15 protein-coding genes are annotated in these 20,578 nt (G+C 71.3%); 4 read left to right on the forward strand and 11 right to left on the reverse strand.

Going from position 1 to position 20,578, the window contains the following annotated elements; genetic code table 11:
* Positions 1–8: 8 nt before the first annotated feature.
* The 3 genes from ACWGN5_RS31280 to ACWGN5_RS31290 all read right to left on the reverse strand — a co-directional run bounded on the left by ACWGN5_RS31280 (position 9) and on the right by ACWGN5_RS31290 (position 2,272).
* Complete coding sequence (locus ACWGN5_RS31280) at positions 9–668, reverse strand: histidine phosphatase family protein (RefSeq protein WP_453521416.1); 660 nt, start codon at positions 666–668, stop codon at positions 9–11.
* An 83-nt stretch (positions 669–751) separates the two neighbouring features.
* Positions 752–1,357, reverse strand: coding sequence for a YdbC family protein (locus ACWGN5_RS31285; RefSeq protein WP_453521419.1), 606 nt, complete (start codon positions 1,355–1,357; stop codon positions 752–754).
* Between the two features lie 42 nt (positions 1,358–1,399).
* Positions 1,400–2,272: an arylamine N-acetyltransferase family protein gene (locus ACWGN5_RS31290; protein WP_453521421.1), complete on the reverse strand. Its 873-nt coding sequence runs from the start codon at positions 2,270–2,272 to the stop codon at positions 1,400–1,402.
* Positions 2,273–2,373: 101 nt separating this feature from the next.
* On the opposite strand from ACWGN5_RS31290, the gene ACWGN5_RS31295 reads away from it, so the two are divergent.
* Positions 2,374–2,904 carry a TerD family protein gene (locus ACWGN5_RS31295; protein WP_453521423.1) on the forward strand — a complete coding sequence of 177 codons (531 nt, stop codon included), beginning with the start codon at positions 2,374–2,376 and terminating at the stop codon, positions 2,902–2,904.
* 104 nt (positions 2,905–3,008) lie between these two features.
* Here the strand turns inward: ACWGN5_RS31295 and ACWGN5_RS31300 are convergent, their stop codons facing one another.
* Both ACWGN5_RS31300 and nrdR read right to left on the reverse strand, forming a co-directional pair.
* On the reverse strand, positions 3,009–5,903 hold the full coding sequence (locus ACWGN5_RS31300; protein ID WP_453521426.1) for a vitamin B12-dependent ribonucleotide reductase: 2,895 nt from the start codon (positions 5,901–5,903) through the stop codon (positions 3,009–3,011).
* Between the two features lie 173 nt (positions 5,904–6,076).
* The gene (gene nrdR / locus ACWGN5_RS31305) at positions 6,077–6,586 is read right to left on the reverse strand and encodes a transcriptional regulator NrdR (protein ID WP_453521428.1); all 510 of its coding nucleotides are present in this window, start codon (positions 6,584–6,586) and stop codon (positions 6,077–6,079) included.
* A gap of 437 nt (positions 6,587–7,023) precedes the next feature.
* On the opposite strand from nrdR, the gene lexA reads away from it, so the two are divergent.
* The gene (gene lexA, locus ACWGN5_RS31310) at positions 7,024–7,812 is read left to right on the forward strand and encodes a transcriptional repressor LexA (protein WP_015036661.1); all 789 of its coding nucleotides are present in this window, start codon (positions 7,024–7,026) and stop codon (positions 7,810–7,812) included.
* Positions 7,813–7,891: 79 nt separating this feature from the next.
* On the opposite strand, the gene ACWGN5_RS31315 is transcribed toward lexA, so the two are convergent.
* The 5 genes from ACWGN5_RS31315 to ACWGN5_RS31335 form a co-directional block, all read right to left on the reverse strand.
* Positions 7,892–9,865 carry an ATP-dependent DNA helicase gene (locus ACWGN5_RS31315; RefSeq protein WP_453521432.1) on the reverse strand — a complete coding sequence of 658 codons (1,974 nt, stop codon included), beginning with the start codon at positions 9,863–9,865 and terminating at the stop codon, positions 7,892–7,894.
* A 50-nt stretch (positions 9,866–9,915) separates the two neighbouring features.
* Entirely contained in the window at positions 9,916–11,754 is a 1,839-nt protein-coding gene (locus ACWGN5_RS31320) for an IucA/IucC family protein (protein ID WP_453521434.1), read from the reverse strand.
* Positions 11,755–11,815: 61 nt separating this feature from the next.
* Positions 11,816–12,472 (reverse strand): GNAT family N-acetyltransferase, encoded by a 657-nt coding sequence (locus ACWGN5_RS31325; protein ID WP_453521435.1) that lies wholly within the window; start codon positions 12,470–12,472, stop codon positions 11,816–11,818.
* 59 nt (positions 12,473–12,531) lie between these two features.
* Positions 12,532–14,382: an IucA/IucC family protein gene (locus ACWGN5_RS31330; protein ID WP_453521464.1), complete on the reverse strand. Its 1,851-nt coding sequence runs from the start codon at positions 14,380–14,382 to the stop codon at positions 12,532–12,534.
* A gap of 255 nt (positions 14,383–14,637) precedes the next feature.
* The gene (locus ACWGN5_RS31335; protein ID WP_453521466.1) at positions 14,638–15,996 is read right to left on the reverse strand and encodes a diaminobutyrate--2-oxoglutarate transaminase family protein; all 1,359 of its coding nucleotides are present in this window, start codon (positions 15,994–15,996) and stop codon (positions 14,638–14,640) included.
* 520 nt (positions 15,997–16,516) lie between these two features.
* On the opposite strand from ACWGN5_RS31335, the gene ACWGN5_RS31340 reads away from it, so the two are divergent.
* Both ACWGN5_RS31340 and ACWGN5_RS31345 read left to right on the forward strand, forming a co-directional pair.
* Positions 16,517–17,692, forward strand: coding sequence for a trypsin-like serine peptidase (locus ACWGN5_RS31340; protein ID WP_453521438.1), 1,176 nt, complete (start codon positions 16,517–16,519; stop codon positions 17,690–17,692).
* A 118-nt stretch (positions 17,693–17,810) separates the two neighbouring features.
* A complete protein-coding gene (locus ACWGN5_RS31345) occupies positions 17,811–18,983 on the forward strand; it encodes a trypsin-like serine peptidase (protein WP_453521440.1) in 1,173 nt (390 codons plus the stop codon).
* 76 nt (positions 18,984–19,059) lie between these two features.
* On the opposite strand, the gene hflX is transcribed toward ACWGN5_RS31345, so the two are convergent.
* Positions 19,060–20,550: a GTPase HflX gene (gene hflX, locus ACWGN5_RS31350; RefSeq protein WP_453521442.1), complete on the reverse strand. Its 1,491-nt coding sequence runs from the start codon at positions 20,548–20,550 to the stop codon at positions 19,060–19,062.
* Positions 20,551–20,578: the final 28 nt, after the last annotated feature.

Raw genomic sequence — 20,578 nt, forward strand, 5'->3', positions numbered from 1 at the left:
CTGCCACTCTATCCGGTGGGGCCGTACGGTTCCGGGGTACGCCAGCGTTCGAACGGCCTGTCCAGGCGGTATCTGCCGTCCTCCCCGAGCAGGAGCGTGCGGGTCTCGGCGTTGCCGGGATTCGACAGCGACTCGAAGTCCGCGACGGTCCAGTGGAACCAGCGCATGCAGAACAGCCGCATGGTCAGCCCGTGGGTGACGAGCAGGACGTTGGGCGGATGGTCAGGCGCTTCGAAGCTGCGGTACAGGCTCTCCAGGAAGGCGCCGACGCGGTCGTACACGTCGGCACCGGACTCGCCCTGCGCGAAGCGGTAGAAGAAGTGCCCGTACGCGTCCCGATAGGCCTTCTGCAGGCGTACGTCCTCCCGTTCCTGCCAGTTGCCCCAGTCCTGCTCACGCAGCCTCGGCTCCTCCCGCACCCGTATCCGCTCCGCGGGGAGCCGGAAGGCCCGGAGGGTCTCGTGGGTGCGGCGGTACGGCGAGACGTAGACGCTGACCGGCTCGTCCCCGAAGAGCCTCCGCAGCCGCTCCCCCGTCTCCTCGGCCTGCCGCCACCCGGTCTCGGTCAGCCTCAGGGCGTGGTCGGGCTCGCGTTCGTACACCGTGTCATCGACATTGCCCTCGGACTCTCCGTGCCGTACGAGAACGATGCGCCGCGGTCTTGCCATACCCCGACCCTAGATCGCCCCACTCCGGCAGGCTCAGCCGAGGCGGCGCCCGGAGTCCATCCGGGGTACGTGCCCGGGGAGGCTCAGACGGTCCAGGACGGTTCGAGCTGCACGACGTCGCCGTTCAGCGCCGCCACGTCGGCCGCGGTACGGGCCCGCAGCCCGAGCCGCTCCACCCGCTCGACCCGGTATTTTCCGTGCTCGGCGGCGGACTGCCACAGGGAGAGCACCAGGAACTCGCTGCCGGGGGCCTCGCCGAACAGGCCCCGCAGCATGCCGGGAGAGCCGGCCATGGCCGGATTCCAGACCTTCTCCTGCATGAGCGCGAAGTGCTCGGCACGGCCCTCGTGGACCCGGCAGTGCGCCACCCGTGCCACGTCGGCGTCGGCGAACCGCGGCTCGAACCCCGTCTTCACGTCGAAGCGGTGGTCGAAGAGCTTGACCTGGATGTCCTTGAACGTGCCCACCTGGGAGGCGGCCAGCCGATCGTGCGACCGCGCCATGAACGAGTCGTAGAAGGCACGGCTCTCCCAGAACGCGAAGATGTGGGCGACGTCCGGGCGACCCCGGCTCCACCCGCCGCCCTGGCCCCGGAATCCCGGCTCACCGAGCAGCCCCGCCCATTTCCGCTGCCCCCGCTCGAACCCTCGACGGTCCATCACGGTGCAGCGAATCCACTTGACCAGCACCGCGCCATCGTACGGGGCCGGAGAGCGCCCCGGCAGACCCCGTCAGAGTCCCGCCGCGTGCACGCGTTCCAGACCGGCGCGCTCCTCGTCGTCCAGTTCGATCCCGAACTCGGCCTCCAGGGTCGCCGCCAACTCGGCCACGCCCACCGTCCGTTCCCCCGCGGTTCCGTCCGGACGCAGCGTGGAGAGACGCTCGCGCACCAGCGCCCTGCGCACGTCCGCGCCGGGCCGGTGGGCCACGACCTGGCCGAGGAAACGTGACTGCGGGTGGCTGGAGCTGTAGTGGTTCATGACGGTGAAGTCACCGGGGTAGAGGGTCTGCGGCGAGAACGCGTACAGATCGGCCCAGCCCTCCGGCCGCAGCGAGCGCAGCACATGGATGCCCTCCTCCTCGACGCCGATGCCGAACGTCCAGCCGCCCTGCTCCACGCGCGCGCCGTCCCGCAGCGGCACGGGCTCCAGCGGCCCCTGCCAGCCGAACCCGACGTCGGCGAGCCACTGTTCACCCTCGACCGTGACCACGAGAAGCGCGTGGGTGACGGGTGGCAGCGCGGCACCCCGCGAGCGGTTGCGGGCACCGCGGCCGGCCACCTGGAAGCCGATCCGTTCGAGGACGGCCGCGAGGAGGGAGTTCTGCTCGTAGCAGTAGCCGCCCCGGCGCCGCTCGACGAGCTTGCCCTGAAGGCTCTTCAGATCGAGGGGGACGTTCCGCCCGAGGGCGACGTCGAGGTTCTCGAACGGAATGGCCGAAACGTGCGCCCGGTGAAGGGCCGTCAAGGTCCGTACGTCGGGGGCGAGTTCCCCGTCCCGCTCGCTGTCGTATCCGATTCGAGCCAGATATGCGTCGAGATCCAGCTCGTCACCGCTCCACAAACCGCTCTCCCCCTCAAGCGCCGGGTCCTCTGTCGTAGGCACATGACACCATGAGCAATCGGCCCACGACCACGGGCTTTTGAACGGGTCGACGGTACGAGGCGAGGGCGTGCGCGGGGGCGCACACGGAGAGGGGAAGCACCATGAGCGGACTCAACAAAGGGGTGGCACGCGTCGAGGTCACGCTCAAGTGGGACCCCGCGCCGGCCGGCACGCCGGCCCACGACCTGGATCTCGTCGCCGGGGTCTTCCCCACGGACGATCCGTACGGCGCGCCGGCCCATCTGGTGCACTTCGGCAGCCGTTCCCCGGACGGCACGATCACGCTCCACCGCGACAGCCGTACGGGGCAGGGGTTCGGCTACGACGAGGCCATGACCGTGGAGCTGGACCGGCTGGACGCGCGGTACGCGCGCGTGGTGGTGGGCGTCGCCATACAGCAGGGCGGCGGGCGGCTGACCTTCGGCGACATAGCGAACACGGGCATACGGGTCCGCGAGGGCTACACCGACCTGCTGACCCACGACTTCGCGGACGTCCCCGGGGCGCGCTCGGCGACGGTCGTCGAATTCACCCGCGACGGCGCGGGCGGCTGGTCGTACCGCTCGATCAGCCGCGGCTTCGACGCCGACCCGCGGACCTTCGGCACGGTCCTGGGCTCCCCCGCCTCCTGACACCGGCCCGCACATGCGAAAAGGGCGCCGACCGGTGGTCGGCGCCCCCTCACGGGCGGTCCGGTGCGCTCAGCGGCTTCCGCTGCTCAGCGCACCGGCCGGCATCAGCTGCAGCCGCTGGTCGAGCCGCAGCCCTCGCAGATGTAGCAGGAGCCGGCCCGCTGCATCTTGGTGCCGCAGGAGAAGCAGAGCGGGGCGTCGGCGCTGATGCCGAGCTGCATCTCGACGAGCTCCGCGGAGGTGTGGGCCTGCTTCGGAGCCGGGACCTCGATCTTCGGGGCCGGGGCCGCGACGGCCTTCAGCTCCTGGGCGCGGGGCGCGGACTGGGCGAGGGCCTCGACGTCGACGTCCTCGTCCTCGGGCTGCTCGTACGAGCCGGTGTCGAGGTGACGCTGGCGCTCCTCGGCCGAGTGGATGCCGAGGGCGGAGCGGGTCTCGAAGGGCAGGAAGTCCAGCGCGAGGCGGCGGAAGATGTAGTCGACGATCGACTGCGCCATCCGCACGTCCGGGTCGTCCGTCATGCCGGCCGGCTCGAAGCGCATGTTGGTGAACTTCGAGACGTACGTCTCCAGCGGGACGCCGTACTGCAGACCCACGGAGACGGCGATGGAGAAGGCGTCCATCATGCCGGCGAGGGTGGAGCCCTGCTTCGACATCTTCAGGAAGACCTCGCCGAGACCGTCGTCCGGGTAGGAGTTGGCGGTCATGTAGCCCTCGGCGCCACCGACGGTGAAGGAGGTGGTGATCCCCGGGCGGCCCTTGGGCAGACGCTTGCGGACCGGGCGGTACTCGACGACCTTCTCGACGGCCTCGCGGATCGTCGCCTCGGACTTCGCGGTGACCTCGGCCTTCTCCTCCTCCTTCTTCTTGGCGGAGAGCGGCTGGCCGACCTTGCAGTTGTCGCGGTAGATCGCGAGCGCCTTGACGCCCATCTTCCAGGCCTCGAAGTAGACCTCCTCGACGTCCTCGACCGTGGCCGTCTCCGGCAGGTTCACGGTCTTGGAGAGGGCGCCGGAGATCCACGGCTGGATGGCGGCCATCATGCGGACGTGGCCCATCGCGGAGATGGAACGCTCGCCCATGGCGCAGTCGAAGACCTCGTAGTGCTCGGTCTTCAGGCCGGGGGCGTCGATCACATTGCCGTGCTCGGCGATGTGGGCGACGATCGCCTCGATCTGCTCCTCCTGGTAGCCCAGGCGGCGCAGGGCCTGCGGGACGGTGCCGTTGACGATCTGCATCGAGCCGCCGCCGACGAGCTTCTTGAACTTGACCAGGGCGAGGTCGGGCTCGAGGCCGGTGGTGTCGCAGGACATCGCGAGACCGATGGTGCCGGTGGGGGCGATGACCGAGGCCTGGGCGTTGCGGAAGCCGTTCTTGGCGCCGAGGCGGATCACGTCCTGCCAGGCCTCCGTGGCGGCGGCCCAGATCGGCGAGTCCAGGTCGTCCATGCGGACGGCCTTGGTGTTCTCGTCGGCGTGCTGCTGCATCACGCGCTGGTGCGGCTCGGCGTTGAGGGCGTAGCCGTCGTACGCGCCGACGACCGCGGCGAGCTCGGCGGAGCGCTTGTACGAGGTGCCGGTCATCAGGGAGGTGATGGCGCCGGCGAGGGCGCGGCCGCCGTCGGAGTCGTACGCGTGGCCGGTCGCCATCAGCAGGGCGCCGAGGTTGGCGTAGCCGATGCCGAGCTGGCGGTAGGCGCGGGTGTTCTCGCCGATCTTCTGGGTGGGGAAGTCGGCGAAGCAGATGGAGATGTCCATCGCGGTGATGACGAGCTCGACGACCTTGGCGAAGCGCTCGACGTCGAAGGACTGGTTGCCCTTGCCGTCGTCCTTGAGGAACTTCATCAGGTTCAGCGAGGCGAGGTTGCAGGACGTGTTGTCCAGGTGCATGTACTCGCTGCACGGGTTCGAACCGTTGATGCGGCCGGACTCGGGGCAGGTGTGCCAGTGGTTGATCGTGTCGTCGTACTGGATGCCCGGGTCGGCGCAGGCCCACGCGGCCTCGGCCATCTTGCGGAAGAGCGCCTTGGCGTCGACCTCCTCGATGACCTCGCCGGTCATGCGGGAGGTGAGGCCGAACTTGCCGCCGGACTCGACGGCCTTCATGAACGTGTCGTTCACGCGGACCGAGTTGTTGGCGTTCTGGTACTGGACGGACGTGATGTCGTCGCCGCCCAGGTCCATGTCGAAGCCCGCGTCGCGGAGGGCGCGGATCTTCTCCTCCTCCTTGACCTTGGTCTCGATGAAGTCCTCGATGTCGGGGTGGTCGACGTCGAGGATGACCATCTTGGCCGCGCGACGGGTGGCGCCGCCCGACTTGATCGTTCCCGCGGAGGCGTCGGCGCCGCGCATGAAGGAGACCGGGCCGGAGGCGTTGCCGCCCGAGGAGAGCAGCTCCTTGGAGGAGCGGATGCGGGAGAGGTTCAGGCCGGCGCCGGAGCCGCCCTTGAAGATCATGCCCTCTTCCTTGTACCAGTCGAGGATGGACTCCATGGAGTCGTCGACGGACAGGATGAAGCAGGCGGAGACCTGCTGGGGCTGCGGCGTGCCGACGTTGAACCACACCGGCGAGTTGAAGCTGAAGATCTGGTGCAGGAGGGCGTAGGCCAGCTCGTGCTCGAAGATCTCGGCGTCGGCGGGCGAGGCGAAGTAGCCGTAGTCCTCGCCGGCCTTCGTGTACGTCTTCACGATCCGGTCGATGAGCTGCTTGAGACCGGTCTCGCGCTGCGGGGTGCCGACGGCACCGCGGAAGTACTTGCTGGTGACGATGTTGACCGCGTTCACCGACCAGAAGTCGGGGAACTCGACGCCACGCTGCTCGAAGTTGATCGAGCCGTCGCGCCAGTTGGTCATGACGACGTCACGGCGCTCCCAGGCCACCTCGTCGTACGGATGCACGCCGGGGGTGGTGTGGATGCGCTCGATACGCAGGCCCTTGCTCGCCGACTTGGCTCCCTTGGTGCGGGAACCACGTGCCGGGCCGCTCGCCGTCTCTGTCATGCCGCCTCCCATATACGGGCAAAACACACTTTGGCACCCAGATAGTCCCAGGGCACCGTCTTCTGTACGTCGTTCTGTACTGCTGCCACAGGGACCACAGGGGTCGCCCGGGGCACGTCTGCCGGGCCGCACGGCGGCCGGACGCCGGGCCGTCGAACGGCCCGGTCCGCCGATCAGTCGGCGGCGGTGGCGGGAACGGGGACCTCAGGGGTCACACCGGTCCCGCGGTTCTCAGCGGAAGGCCGCACGCGGAGCTCCGCGATGGCGGCCTCGAAGTCTTCGAGGCTGTCGAAAGCCTTGTACACGGACGCGAAGCGCAGGTACGCGACGAGGTCGAGCTCCTGCAGGGGGCCGAGGATGGCCAGGCCCACGTCGTGGGTGGTCAGCTCGGCGCTTCCGGTGGCGCGCACCGCCTCCTCGACCCGCTGGCCGAGCTTGGCGAGGGCGTCCTCGGTGACCGGTCGCCCCTGGCACGCCTTGCGGACGCCGGAGATGACCTTGGTACGGCTGAAGGGCTCGGTGACGCCGGAGCGCTTCACCACCATGAGCGAGCACGTCTCCACCGTCGTGAAACGACGGGAGCAGTCGGGGCACTGGCGGCGGCGTCGGATGGACGTCCCGTCGTCGGTGGTGCGACTGTCGACGACACGGCTGTCGGGGTGCCTGCAGAAGGGGCAGTGCATGGGTTCCGACCCTCCTCACGGCACGACTGACGAGCCTCGCCGGCCCGTCAAGGCCCTTCGAAGCGACCACCAGCATAGGCGATACGGGCACCCCCGGCAGACCGGGGACCACTACCCCTGGGTGGTCGATGCCATCCAACCACTAGATCTTGGGTTGGGGACACCAACAGCCCCTCCGCGTGTCGCGGCCCGGGCGCTCCCGCGGATCCGCGCCTCCTGGTGCGACACTGGGACGGTGCACCGGTTGCTCGCGACCCAGCGGCGAAGGCTACCGTAACGACCGATTTGGGACGGCGGAGTGAGCGGGCTCATACACCCCCGCACATACGCGCGTAAGGCAATCTGCGAATTTTCACTCGAACGTGTGTTTGGCGCAACCTTTCGAAAGCCACTACCGTTGTGCCAGCCAGGGAGACCATTCGAGAGGGGCCGACGACGTGACCACCACCGCAGACAGTGCCACCATCACCGCCCAGGACCGCTCCCAGGGCCGACTCGAGCCGGTGCACGCCATGAATGACGCAAGCATGAACGGCGAGGAGCCCGGGCGACCCGCCCGCGCCCTCCCCGGGCGACCTCCAGGCATCCGCGCCGACAGCTCCGGACTCACGGACCGGCAGCGCAGGGTCATCGAAGTCATCCGCGACTCGGTCCAGCGGCGCGGCTACCCGCCGTCGATGCGGGAGATCGGGCAGGCGGTCGGCCTCTCCAGCACCTCCTCGGTCGCGCACCAGCTCATGGCACTCGAGCGCAAGGGCTTCCTCCGCCGCGACCCGCACCGGCCCCGTGCCTACGAGGTCCGTGGCTCCGACCAGCCGAGCACCCAGCCCACGGACACCACCGGCAAGCCGGCCGCGTCGTACGTCCCGCTGGTCGGCCGGATCGCGGCCGGTGGCCCCATCCTGGCCGAGGAGTCCGTCGAGGACGTCTTCCCCCTCCCCCGCCAGCTGGTCGGCGACGGCGAGCTGTTCGTCCTGAAGGTCGTCGGCGACTCGATGATCGAGGCCGCCATCTGTGACGGCGACTGGGTCACCGTCCGCCGTCAGCCCGTCGCGGAGAACGGCGACATCGTCGCCGCGATGCTCGACGGCGAGGCCACCGTCAAGCGCTTCAAGCGCGAGGACGGCCACGTCTGGCTGCTCCCGCACAACGCTGCGTACCAGCCCATCCCCGGCGACGAGGCCACCATCCTCGGCAAGGTCGTGGCGGTGCTCCGGCGGGTGTGACCCTCCCCGCCGGCTCTGACCGGGCCCCGGGACCCACTGCGCCGGTCCCGGGGCCCTGCCATGTCCGGAGCCGGCCCCGTCAGACGTCGGCCGTCTTCGAGGCGGCGTCGATCGCCGCGAGCGACTTCCGCACCTGGTTGCGGTCCGTCGTGTACCAGAAGTCGGGCAGCGAAGCCTTCAGATAGCTGCCGTAGCGGGCGGTGGCCAGCCGGGGATCGAGGACCGCGACCACGCCCCGGTCACCGGTCGCGCGCACCAGCCGGCCCGCGCCCTGGGCCATCAGCAGGGCCGCGTGCGTCGCGGCGACCGCCATGAAGCCGTTGCCGCCGGCCTCCTCGACGGCCTTCTGCCGCGCGCTCATCAGCGGGTCGTCCGGCCGCGGGAACGGGATCTTGTCCATGACGACCAGCTGACAGCTGGGCCCCGGCACGTCCACGCCCTGCCAGAGCGAGAGCGTGCCGAAGAGACAGGTCTTTGGGTCGGCCGCGAAGTTCTTGATCAGCTCGCCCAGCGTGTCCTCGCCCTGGAGCAGGATCGGCAGCTCCGGGATCCGGACCCGCAGCTCCTCCGCCGCCTGCTGCGCGGCGCGCATGGAGGAGAAGAGACCGAGGGTCCGCCCGCCGGCCGCCTGCATCAGTTCGGTGAGCTCGTCGAGCATGTCGCCCCGCTGCCCGTCGCGCGCGGGCTTCGAGAGGTGCTTGGCGACGTACAGGATGCCCTGCTTCGGGTAGTCGAACGGGGAGCCGACGTCGATGCCCTTCCAGACCGGCAGGTCGTCGCCCGTGGTGCCCTCGGGGGCCAGTCCGAGCGAGGCCCCGACCCCGTTGAAGTCGCCGCCGAGCTTGAGCGTGGCCGAGGCGAGCACCACGGACCGCTCCGTGAAGAGCTTCTCCCGCAGCAGGCCCGAGACGGTCAGCGGCGCGACCCGCAGCGAGGCCCCGAACCGGTCGTGACGCTCGTACCAGACGACGTCGTACTCGGAACCGTGGGTGATCCGCTCCGCCACGCCGTGCACGGTCTCCACCGAGGCCATCGCCTGCTTGCGCACCGCGTCCTCGTCCTGCACGGCCCGGTCCCGTGTGTTGCCCAGGGCGGTGATCACGTTGCGGGCCGCGTCCCGGAGCGCCATCAACGCGTACGCCAGGTCCTCCGGGATCTCCTCCAGGCGACCCGGCAAGGCCAGCTCCATGACCCGCTCGAAACCCTCCGCGGCGGTCTGCAGCTGGTCGGCCGTCTTCTCGTCCACGAGCTTCGCGGCCCGGCGCACGGCGCGGTTGACCTGGCCCGGCGTGAGCTCGCCGGTGGCGACGCCCGTGACCCGGGAGACCAGCTCATGGGCCTCGTCGACGATCAGCACCTCGTGCTGCGGGAGCACCGGGGCGCCCTCGATGGCGTCGATGGCGAGGAGGGCGTGGTTGGTGACGACGACGTCCGCGAGCTTGGCGCGCTCGCGTGCGGCCTCGGCGAAGCACTCCGGCCCGTACGCGCACTTGCTCGCGCCGAGGCACTCCCGGGAGGAGACCGAGACCTGGGCCCAGGCCTTGTCGGAGACGCCCGGCGTCAGGTCGTCCCGGTCGCCGGTCTCCGTCTCGTCCGACCAGTCCCGCAGCCGCAGCAGGTCCTGGCCCAGCTTGCTGGTGGGCGCGGCCGCCTCGAAGGGGTCGAAGAGGCCGTCCTCCTCGTCCTGCGGGACGCCTTCGTGGAGCCGGTGCAGACAGAGGTAGTTCGACCGGCCCTTGAGCATGGCGAACTGCGGGCGGCGGCGCAGCTGCGGATGCAGCGCGTCGACCGTCCGGGGAAGGTCGCGCTCGACGAGCTGACGCTGGAGCGCCAGGGTGGCCGTGGCCACCACCACCCGCTCGCCCTGGGCGAGCGCCGGCACGAGATAGCCGAGCGACTTGCCCGTGCCGGTGCCGGCCTGGACGAGGAGGTGGGAGTTGTCGTCGATGGCCTCGGCCACGGCCTCGGCCATGGCGACCTGGCCGGGCCGCTCCGTGCCGCCGACGGCGGAGACGGCGGCGTGGAGGAGGTCGGGGAGGGATGGCTTCGTCATAGCCCTTCCACCCTACGGGGCGGCACTGACAGCCGGGGCACGCGTGCGCCTCACGCGAGCGGGTTGGGGACGGTGCCGTGGACGGCCGCGTGCGGGCGCTGGGGCCGGTCCCGGTAGCCGTCCAGGTGCAGACGGTTGCGGTTGAGACAGAGCCGCTCGATGCGCGGGGCCAGGAGGTCGAAGAGTTCGAACCTTTCCTTCAGCTCGGGGAAGCGGGCCTGGTGTCGCAGGATCTCCGCCCGGACGAGGCCCCAGAAGTCCTGCTCGGGCACTCCGAGTTGGTCCTCGCAGAGCGGAGCCAGGTAGCGGAAGACGCCGACGAAGAGCCCCGAATGGATGAACTGGATCAGGAAGTCGGGTTCCTCGGTGAGGAGGACGGCGCGGACGTCGTCGGGGAGCGAGTCGTGCTCGGGCAGCGGCTGTGCGCTGATGTTGACGTCGTCGACGAAGTCCTTGATCGCGAGGCGGACGGGGACGTCCTCGCCGTCGTAGACGACGATCGCGTTCTCTCCGTGCGGGGAGAAGACGGTGCCGTAGCGGTAGAGGAAGTGCAGCAGCGGGGGCAGCAGGGCGGCGAAGAGGCGCTGGAGCCAGACGGCGGGGGCGAGCCCGGAGCGCTCGACGAGTTCGGCGACGAACGCCCGGCCCTCGGGGTCGGTGTGGAGGAGGGAGGCGAGCGTGCGGGCCCGCTCGCCCGGGGGCAGCCTCAGGGGTTCGCGCCAGATCGCGCCGAGGAGTTCCTTGTACTGGTACGGGACTTCGGGCAGCCGGTCGTACAGCGGGTGCTCGACGGTGACGGAGGCGACCTCGCCGAGGAGGATCACCCCGCATTCGTCCCGCAGGAAGGGGTCGTCCTCGCGCAGGCCGTGGACCCAGGCGGTGACGGCGGGCGCGGCGAGGGTCCGCTCGGTGGGCAGTCCGCGCCAGACGAGGGTGTTGAGCACCGACAGCGGCAGTTTCACGGTGTGCCGGTCGGGGCGGCTGGTGTTGAGGAAGGTACGGACGGACTGCTGCGGCAGCCGGAGGTCGCCGTCGGCGGGGAGGGGGACGACGGCGCCGGTGGCGATGGCCGGGGCGTAGAGCGGCAGCAGGATCTCGTCCCACTGCCAGGGGTGGACGGGCAGCAGGAGGTAGCCGTCGGGTTCGTGGCCGCGGGCGGTCAGCGCGGCGCGGAAGGCGGCGTGCACCTCGGGGTCGAGTTCCCGGGCGTAGAGCCGGTCGGGGGTGTCGAGGCCGGAGACGCCGCGGTAGGCGGCGAGGCGGTTGCTGACGGCGATCCACGGCAGTCGGGTCGCGCGGCGGGCTTCGGGGGCCCAGTGGGCGGCGTCGGTGGCGGAGAAGCCGATGCGGCCCTTGTTGAGGACGAGCCAGGGGTGGCCGGTCTGGTGGCCTTCGAGTTCCGCGTAGGAGAGTTCGGCGAGCTCGGCGGCGGTGAGGGCCGTGTGGTCGAGGCGGGCGTCGGCGGCCAGGGTGGCGGAGAGCTCACGGATCAGATGGCCGAGGGTGGCGCCGTCGAGCCGGAGGAGGAGGCGCGCGCGGACCAGGAAGTCGAAGGGGTCGGTGAGGGGCAGGCCTTCGTGGGTGACGGAGCCGGCGGTGACGTGCCAGCTGCCGTAGGCGCCGCGGCGGGCACGGAAGGTGAGCGTGGTGCCGTCGTCGAGGCGCAGTGCGTGGCGGTCGGGTTCGCCGTCGTCCATGGGCACGGGTTCGAGGATCTCCTCGTAGGAGAACTCGGAGAGGGCCTTGGCGAGGAGGCGGGAGCAGGCCCGTGTCCATGCGGCGGCGTTCAGCTCGGGGGGTGCGAGCAGCTCGGGCGCGGGTCCGTCGGTGGGAGCCGGGCCGGCCGGGCTGGGTGGTGCGGAGTCGTGGGGTGCAGGGGACGTCGACACGAGGACTCCTCGGGGTGGGAACCGCTGTGGGTCGAGCGGTGTATGTAAGGCAGAGGGGTGTTCACAGAACGTGGCGAAGGGCCCGGTCACGGATCATGAGCGCGGCTCTTTTGTCGGGGAGGTCGACTTCCGCCGCGTAGCGGAAGCCGCCGGTGAGGAAAGCGGAGACGGAGGGGGTGTTGCGGATGTCGGGTTCGGCGACGACCCGGGTGCAGCGGGGACGGTGGTCGAGGACGAGATCGGCGACGGCGCGGAGGAGCGTGGTGCCGACGCCGCGGCCCCGGTCGGTGGCGCCTCCGATCAGCAGGTGGATACCGGTGTCGTGGGGAATCGCCGGGTAGTGCCGGGCGAGCGGGTCGAGATCGGCGCGGTAGATCTCGAAGTAGCTCATGGGGGTGCCGTCGAGGACGCCGAGGCAGGGGACGCTCCGGCCGTCGCCCTCGAGTTGGGCGCGGACGTGCTCGGCGGTGACGGTGTCGGGTCCGGCGAGTTCCCAGAAGGCGGCGACGGCGGGGTCGTTCATCCATCGGGTGAGGAGCGGCAGATCGCGTTCGAGCCGCACGGGTACGAGCCGGAAGGAGCCCACCGGGGTGTCGGCGGGGCTCCAGCCGGCGACGGAGTCCAGCAGGTCGCCGTCGAGGAGGGCGACGAGGTCGTCGACCCTCAGGTCCAGGGTGTCCTCCCCCGGCGGGTCGACCGGTGGGTGGGTGGGTGACACGGTGTCGCTCTCCTCTCGGCGGTGTGGTCGGGGGCGGCGTGAGGCGCCGCCGGGGTGGTTCAGCTACGGAGGGGGTTGGTGACGGTGACGTAGACGGACTGGGTGTCGACGGGCCCGACGAGCTCGTCCAGGCCGTGGAGGCGGGTGAGGAGATTGGCCTTGCTGCGCAGGGTGGCGGCTTCCAGGAGCCGGTGCGGAAGGGGTGAGCCGAGGCTGGTGGCGGAGATGAGGAAGCTGCGGAAGGCGGCGAGCAGGACGCGTTCGTCGGCGAGGTGCTGGGCGCCGAAGGCGCCGATCAGACCGAGGACGTTGTTGATGCCGAGGTAGTAGGCGAAGCGCTCGTCGGTGACCTGGTCGGAGACGAAGGTGTCGCTGTCGGCGCCGATGCCGGGGAGGCGGCTCTCCAGCTCGCCCCGGTGGGACTCGCGGAAGTAGTAGCCCTGGTTGTCGCGGTAGCGGCCGCCGACCGGCCAGCCCTCCGGGTCCAGGAGCACCAGGGTGTTCTGCTGGTGGGCCTCCAGGGCGATGCCGGCGTGGCCGTCGAGCCAGAGGACGGGGCGGACGACCTGGTCGAGGTAGCGGAGGAACCACTCGGCGGCGACGGCGGTCGTGGGGCGGCCGGTGCGGGCGGAGAGCCGTCCGATGAGATCGGCGAGCCGGGAGCGCATGGTGGTGGCTCCGGGCCAGGGGCGGGGCGCCGTGAGGGAGGCGATGCAGACGGCGTCGTCGCCGGGGCCGAAGGGGTTGTGGCGGATCATCACGTCGAGGCCGGGGACGGGGGTGCCGTCGAGGGCGTCGACGGCGAGCCAGGCCGGGTCGCGGACGATGTCGAAGGCCGGGTGGGCCGCCTGCCACTCGTCGACGAGCCCGGTGCGGAGCAGTCGGTGGACCTCGACGCCGCGGTGGAGTTCCTTGCGGAGGTTCTCGCGGCGGGAGTTGGTGATGCGCAGACCGAGGGAGAGCTTGAGCATGGCCCGGGCTCCGGGGCGGTGCACGGTACGGACGGAGGAGGTGGGGTGCCAGGGGCTGCCGTGGAGGCCGAGGTCGTGCAGGAGGCCGGCGTCGAGGAGGGTCCGGACGTCGGGGCGGTGCAGGAGTTCGCGGGCCTGCCAGGGGTGCAGGGGCAGCGGTGCGGTGCCGGTGGGGAGGGCGAGTCCTTCGGCGAGGCCGGAGGCGAGTTGTTCGGCGGTGACGGGCCGGCCCTGTTCGGTCCAGGCGGAGTCGGTGGCCAGGAGGGTGCGGTCGACGGCGATCCAGTGGAGGGGGAAGGAGCCGTGGAGTTCGGGTGAGTAGAGCCGGCCTTCGGCCTCGGAGAGTCCTTCGCGGCTCTTGGGGGTGGGGTGGAGCGGGTGGCCGAGCAGCAGGGACTGTTCGGCGGCGAGGAAGAGGTCGGCGTCCGGGTGCGGCTCGGGGCGGCGGCGGCGCTCGGTGAGGAAGTCGGCGGTGCGGCGAGTGGAGTCGGCGACGCGGCCGACGAGGTCGGTGCCCTCGGAGCGGCCGGTCTCGCGGCTCAGCAGGGCGGCCACCGTGACGGCGTCGGTGGCCGGCGCCGAGGCCGGGAGTCCTTCGAAGGCGGGGGCGCCGAAGCGGTGCCAGCCGGTGGGCGACCAGTAGCGGACGGGGACGAGGAGGGCGGTGCCGCTGGCGTCGAGGGGGATGCGCAGGGTGGTGGATGCGGGGGCGGGGAGGTTCTTCTCCCTGACCCAGCAGCGGAGGAGGTTCTCGACGGCGGCGGCGTCGGCGGCGCGCTGGGGGTCGGGGTCGTCCAGCGGGTCGGGGCCGGCGGCCGGGCGGCGGCTCGGGGGCTCGTACGGTCCGGTGTGCTGGCGCGGAACGGTGGGTTCCTCGGCGCCGAACGGATCCACACCGGGCTCCTCGGACCTGAACGTGTCCGGGAGGAGCGCCTGCATGGTCCGGCCCTCGGGGTGGAGGGACGCGGAGTGGACGGGCGTGGAGTGGAGGGGGGTGGAGTGGAAGGGGGCGGGGTTGAGGGGCCCGGAGTGGAGGGGGGTGGGGTTGAGGGGCGCGGGGTGGAGGGGGGCGCGGTGAGGGGGCTCCGGGGGGAGGGGGGCGGGGGTGCGGGGTGGCTCAGTGGTGGGGGGCGGGGTGGTGGGGGTGGCGTTCACGGGGGCTTCCTTGGGGGTGGGGGCCGGGGCGGTCCGGGGTCAGTGGGACGGGCCGGAGGCGTTCCGGGGGGCCGTGGCCCGGGGGGAGGCGGGCGGGTGGGGGGTGTGGGCCCGTTCGGCCGCGGCGAGGGCGTCGGCGAAGCGGTCCAGGACGGCGTTGGCCTGCTCGTCGGTGAGGGTGAGCGGGGGCAGGAGCCGGACCACCGCGGAGTGGCGGCCGCCGAGTTCGACGATGAGTCCGCGGGCGAGGCACTCCTGCTGGACGGCGAGGGCCAGGGCGGGGGCCGGGGGCGGGACGGGGTCGTCCGGGCCGGCCGCTTCGGGATCGACGAGTTCGACGCCGATCATCAGGCCTCGGCCGCGGACGTCGCCGACGCAGGGGTGGGCGGTGGCGAGGCCCTGGAGGCGGCCGAGGATACGGGCGCCGAGGGTGCCGGCCCGTTCGGCGAGCTCGTTCTCGCGGACGTACGCGAGGGTGGCCGCGCCGGCGGCCATGGCGAGCTGGTTGCCGCGGAAGGTGCCGGCGTGGGCGCCGGGTTCCCAGGCGTCGAGCTCCGACCGGTAGACGATGACCGCGAGCGGGAGGGAGCCGCCGATGGCCTTGGAGAGGACCATCACGTCGGGCACGACGCCGCTGTGCTCGACGGCCCAGAAGGTGCCGGTGCGGCCGACGCCGGTCTGGACCTCGTCGACGATGAGGGGGACGGAGCGGTCGGCCGTGACGCGGCGCATCCGGCGCATCCAGTCGTCGGGGGCGGGGATGACGCCGCCCTCGCCCTGGACGGCCTCGACGATCATTCCGGCGGGGGTGGTGACGCCGCTCTTGGGGTCGTCGAGGAGGTTCTCGGTCCAGCGGGCGGCGAGTTCGGCGCCGCGTTCGCCGCCGACGCCGAAGGGGCAGCGGTACTGCTGCGGGTAGGGCAGCCGGGTCACGCGGACGTCGGTCGCGCCTCCCGAGGCGTCGAGGGCTCCGGCCGTCATGCCGTGGTAGGCGCCGGTGAAGGCGAGGAGGCCGCTGCGGCCGGTGGCCGTCCGGACGAGTTTGAGCGCCGCCTCGACCGCGTCCGTACCGGCCGGTCCGCAGAACTGGATGCGGGCGTCGTCGGCGAGTTCGCCGGGGAGGGTGGCGAACAGTTCGGAGGTGAAGGCGTCCTTGACGGGGGTGGCGAGGTCGAGGACGTGGAGGGGGGCGCCGGAGTCGAGGACCTTCCTGATGGCTTCCAGGACCACGGGGTGGTTGTGGCCGAGGGCGAGTGTCCCGGCGCCGGACAGGCAGTCCAGATAGCGGCGGCCGTCGGCGCCCTCGATGGTCAGCCCGCGGGCCCGTACGGGGACGATCGGCAGGGAGCGGGCGTAGGTGCGGGCGGCGGACTCGCGCTGGGACTGGCGGCGCAGGATGCCCTCGTACTCGCCCCCGCGCTCCGTCCGGCCCCGGTCCGTCTGATCCCGATCCGGCCGGTCCCGGTCCGAGCGGTCCCCGTCCGAGCGGTCCCGGTCTGGCCGGTCCCGCTCCGGCCGGTCCCGGTCCGTCGGGCGGGGCTGGGTGTGGGCGGCCGGTGGGACGGCCGGAGCTGATTCGGTCACGGCCACGGCTGGGTGTCCTCCCGCTGTAACAGTTGCGTTGCACATCGGGGCGTCGCGAAGCCGGCCGCAAGGGCCGCCCTGAACGCCACCGTTGTGTCCCCCGTACGTACCAACGACGGGAACTGCCGGGGATCACGGGCCGGGAGGCAGGAAGTTGGCGTGTCCCGGATCACGGCACGGCAACGGCTGAACGGTGCCCGGAACCGTGGACGGGGCGCGTACCGTCCCCTCCGGCACCGGCATAGTGGGGGCCGTCGGTCGCACCCGCGAGGGTCCGGCCGGTCTTCGCCCATGCACCATGCACAAGTTGACGTAGTCCCAGGGGGATCACGAGATGCGATCGATTCGTCCGCTGCTGATGGCGGCTTCCGCCGTCGCGGCGCTGACGCTCACCGTCACGGCCTGCGGTCCGAGCGAGGAGAACGCGGGAGGCGACAAGCCCGTCGCGCCCGCGAGCCTGGACCCGGACAAGCTCAAGATTCCGGAGGACCTGAAGGACCGCCTGAAGGAACACGGGATCGACCTCGACAAGTGGCGGAACGGCGAGTGGAAGAACTGGGACCGCGACAAGTGGCTGCGTGAGGCCAAGGACTTCGTCAACCCGATCATCGAGGACCTCTGGGACCCGGACCGGATGCGCGAGGCCGAGCGCCCCGACAAGCCGGTCGAGGAGGAGGACATCTCGGGCGACAAGGGTGTCACCGACCCGACGCCCGACCCGGTGAAGGCGAAGGCCGTGGCGGCGAAGTACCACGACAACGCCCCCGAGTCCGGCAAGGTCTTCTTCGACGGCCCCGAGGGCTCGATGGTCTGCTCGGCGACGGTCGTGAAGGACCCCGCGCACCCGGGCAAATCCAACCTGGTCTGGACGGCCGGCCACTGCGTGCACAAGGGCAAGGAGGGCGGCTGGTACCGCAACATCGCCTTCGTCCCCTCGTACAACGACGCGGCGATGGAGACCTCCGCGCTGGAGAAGGCGACGCGGGAGCAGATCGCCCCGTACGGCGTGTGGTGGGCGGACTGGGTCAAGACCTCCGACCAGTGGATCGCCGAGGGCGCGTCCACCGGTGGCGCCGGTGCTCCGTACGACTTCGCGGTCATCAAGGTGACCCCGGAGAAGGGCTCTTCGGGCAAGTCCCTGGAGGAGACGGTCGGTTCGGCGCTGCCGGTGGAGTTCAACGCCCCCGCGGTGCCGAAGATCGCGAGCCTGACGGCGACCGGTTACCCGGCGGCGCCGCCGTTCGACGGCCAGAAGGCGTTCCAGTGCCAGGACAAGCCGGGCCGGCTGTCCCTGAAGGCCGAACAGCCGACGATGTACCGGATCGGCTGCACGATGACCGGTGGTTCCTCCGGTGGCGGCTGGGTCGCCAAGGGCCATGACGGCAAGCCTGCGCTGGTGTCGAACACCTCGATCGGCCCGTCGACGGCCGGTTGGCTCGCGGGTCCGCGCTTCGGTCCCGAGGCGAAGGCCATCTTCGAAGAGGTCAGCAAGAAGTACGCCGGCCAGTAGGCGCGGCATCGTACGGAGGCGGGACCGCGGGGTCCCGCCTCCACCCTTGTCCGGCGCGACCGGCATACTGTGCACCGCTCATGACACGTCCATGGCAATACCAACGGGGAATACATTCATGCGTTCCGTACGACTCCTACCCGCCGCCCTCGGTCTGGTCACCGCGCTCACGCTGACCGCCACGGCCTGCGGCCCCACCGAGACCCCGGCCGACGGCAAGCCGTCCGCCGGAGCGAGTAGTTCCGCGCCCGCCGCCGACGGCGGTGACGCCGGCTCCGACCTCACCAAGGACCTCGCCGACAAGCTCAAGAAGCACGGCGTCGACCTGGACAAGTGGAAGGACGGCGAGTGGAAGAACTGGGACCAGGACAAGTGGCTCCGTGAGGCCGAGGACTTCGTCAACCCGGTCATCGACGGACTCTGGGACCCGGCGCGCATGCAGTCGGCGAAGAGCCCGGACCAGACGATCACCGCGCAGGCCGGCAGCGGCGGCACCGACCCGACGCCCCGGCCCGTGAAGGCCCAGCGCGAGAAGACGCCGTACCACCGCAACGCGGCCCCGGTCGGCAAGATCTTCTTCGACTCGCCCGAGGGCTCCATGGTCTGCTCCGGCACGATCGTGAAGGACCCGCGCCGGCCCGGGAAGTCCAACCTGGTCTGGACGGCCGGCCACTGCGTCCACGCGGGCAAGAAGGGCGGCTGGTACCGCAACATCACCTTCGTCCCGGCCTTCAACGACCTGGGCAAGTCCCCCGCCGCGCTGCAGAACGCGCAGCCGCACGAGGTGTACCCGTACGGCCAGTTCTGGGCCGACTGGGCCGTGACCTCGGGCGAGTGGATCAACGCGGGCGGCACCAACCAGGCCTGGCCGTACGACTACGCGGTGCTGCACGTGCAGCCGGAGCGCGGCGGCAAGTCCCTGGAGGAGACCGTCGGCGTCGCCCTGCCGGTCGACTTCTCCGCGCCGACGGCCGCGCAGGCCGGGACGATGGGCGCCTGGGGTTACCCGGCGGCGCCCCCGTACAACGGCATGATCATGCACAAGTGCCTCGACCGGCCCACCCGGCTCACCACGGCGCCGGCCACGCCGACGATGTACCGGATCGGCTGCACGATGACCGGTGGTTCCTCGGGCGGCGGCTGGTTCCGCGTGCTGCCGAACGGCAAGACGGCGCTGGTGTCGAACACCTCGATCGGCCCGGCCGGCGGCAACGGCTGGCTCGCCGGACCGCAGCTGGGTCAGGGCGCCAAGGCCGCCCACGACATGGTCAGCAAGAAGTTCGCCCGCTGACGCACCGAGCGACGCAGCAGGACAGCAGAAGGCGCCGGCTCCTCCCGCGGGGAGAAGCCGGCGCCTTCGCCGTTCGTCAGTGCGCGGCCGGTACGTACGGCGCGAGGAGCGCCGCCAGTTCCTCGTGCACCCGGGCCTTGAGCAGGGTGCCCTCCGGGGTGTGCTCCTCGGACTGCACCTCGCCCTCGGCGTGCACCCGCGAGACGAGACCGCCCTGCGTGTACGGCACGAGGACCTCCAGCTCTACCTCCGGGCGCGGCAGCTCGGAGTCGATGAGCGCGAGGAGCTCGTCGATGCCCTGGCCCGAACGGGCCGAGACCACGAGGGAGTGCTTCTCCATCCGCAGCAGGCGCTGGAGGACCAGCGGGTCCGCGGCGTCGGCCTTGTTGATGATGACGATCTCCGGCACGTTCACCGCGCCGACGTCGCGGAAGACCTCGCGCACGGCGGCGAGCTGCTCCTCCGGGGCGGGGTGCGAGCCGTCCACCACGTGCAGGATGAGGTCGGACTCGGCGACCTCCTCCATGGTGGAGCGGAACGCCTCGACCAGGTGGTGCGGCAGGTGCCGGACGAAGCCGACGGTGTCGGCCAGGGTGTAGATCCGGCCGGTGGGCGTCTCGGCCCGGCGGACGGTCGGGTCGAGGGTGGCGAACAGCGCGTTCTCCACCAGGACGCCCGCGCCCGTGAGCCGGTTGAGCAGGGAGGACTTGCCGGCGTTGGTGTATCCGGCGATGGCGACCGACGGCACCTTGTTACGGCGCCGCTCCTGCCGCTTGATGTCGCGGCCGGTCTTCATCTCGGCGATCTCCCGGCGCATCTTCGCCATCTTCTCGCGGATGCGGCGCCGGTCGGTCTCGATCTTGGTCTCACCGGGACCACGGGTGGCCATGCCGCCACCGCCGCCGCCGCCCATCTGACGGGAGAGCGACTGACCCCAGCCGCGCAGTCGCGGCAGCATGTACTGCATCTGCGCGAGCGCGACCTGCGCCTTGCCCTCTCGGGACTTGGCGTGCTGGGCGAAGATGTCGAGGATGAGGGCGGTCCGGTCGACCACCTTCACCTTGACGACGTCTTCGAGGGCGATGAGCTGGCCGGGGCTGAGCTCGCCGTCGCAGACGACGGTGTCGGCACCGGTCTCGAGCACGATGTCGCGCAGCTCGCGCGCCTTGCCCGAGCCGATGAAGGTGGCCGGGTCCGGCTTGTCGCGGCGCTGGATCACGCCGTCGAGGACGAGGGCGCCCGCCGTCTCGGCGAGGGCCGCGAGCTCCGCGAGGGAGTTCTCGGCGTCCCGCACCGTCCCGGAGGTCCAGACACCGACCAGCACGACGCGCTCCAGGCGCAGCTGGCGGTACTCGACCTCGGTGACGTCCTCGAGCTCGGTGGAGAGGCCCGCGACACGGCGCAGCGCCGCACGCTCGGAGCGGTCGAACTGCTCGCCGTCCCGCTCTCCGTCGATCTCGTGGCTCCAGGCGACGTCCTCTTCCATCAGGGCATCGGCCCGAAGGCTCTCGGTACGGCTCGTCTCCGCGAAGCTCTGGTCCTGGGAAGGGGAAGAAGAGGAGGTCATTGGGTCCTAACGTCGATGAGGAGATGTG

The organism is Streptomyces sp. NPDC055815 (assembly GCF_053616475.1).

Bases quoted from the DNA above. Each gene is read 5' to 3' on its own strand.
- ACWGN5_RS31295 (WP_453521423.1), top strand. From the start codon at position 2,374: ATGAGCGGACTCAACAAAGGGGTGGCACGCGTCGAGGTCACGCTCAAG.
- ACWGN5_RS31280 (WP_453521416.1), bottom strand. From the start codon at position 668: ATGGCAAGACCGCGGCGCATCGTTCTCGTACGGCACGGAGAGTCCGAG.
- ACWGN5_RS31340 (WP_453521438.1), top strand. From the start codon at position 16,517: ATGCGATCGATTCGTCCGCTGCTGATGGCGGCTTCCGCCGTCGCGGCG.
- ACWGN5_RS31300 (WP_453521426.1), bottom strand. From the start codon at position 5,903: ATGACAGAGACGGCGAGCGGCCCGGCACGTGGTTCCCGCACCAAGGGA.
- ACWGN5_RS31330 (WP_453521464.1), bottom strand. From the start codon at position 14,382: ATGCAGGCGCTCCTCCCGGACACGTTCAGGTCCGAGGAGCCCGGTGTG.
- hflX (WP_453521442.1), bottom strand. From the start codon at position 20,550: ATGACCTCCTCTTCTTCCCCTTCCCAGGACCAGAGCTTCGCGGAGACG.
- ACWGN5_RS31315 (WP_453521432.1), bottom strand. From the start codon at position 9,865: ATGACGAAGCCATCCCTCCCCGACCTCCTCCACGCCGCCGTCTCCGCC.
- ACWGN5_RS31345 (WP_453521440.1), top strand. From the start codon at position 17,811: ATGCGTTCCGTACGACTCCTACCCGCCGCCCTCGGTCTGGTCACCGCG.
- nrdR (WP_453521428.1), bottom strand. From the start codon at position 6,586: ATGCACTGCCCCTTCTGCAGGCACCCCGACAGCCGTGTCGTCGACAGT.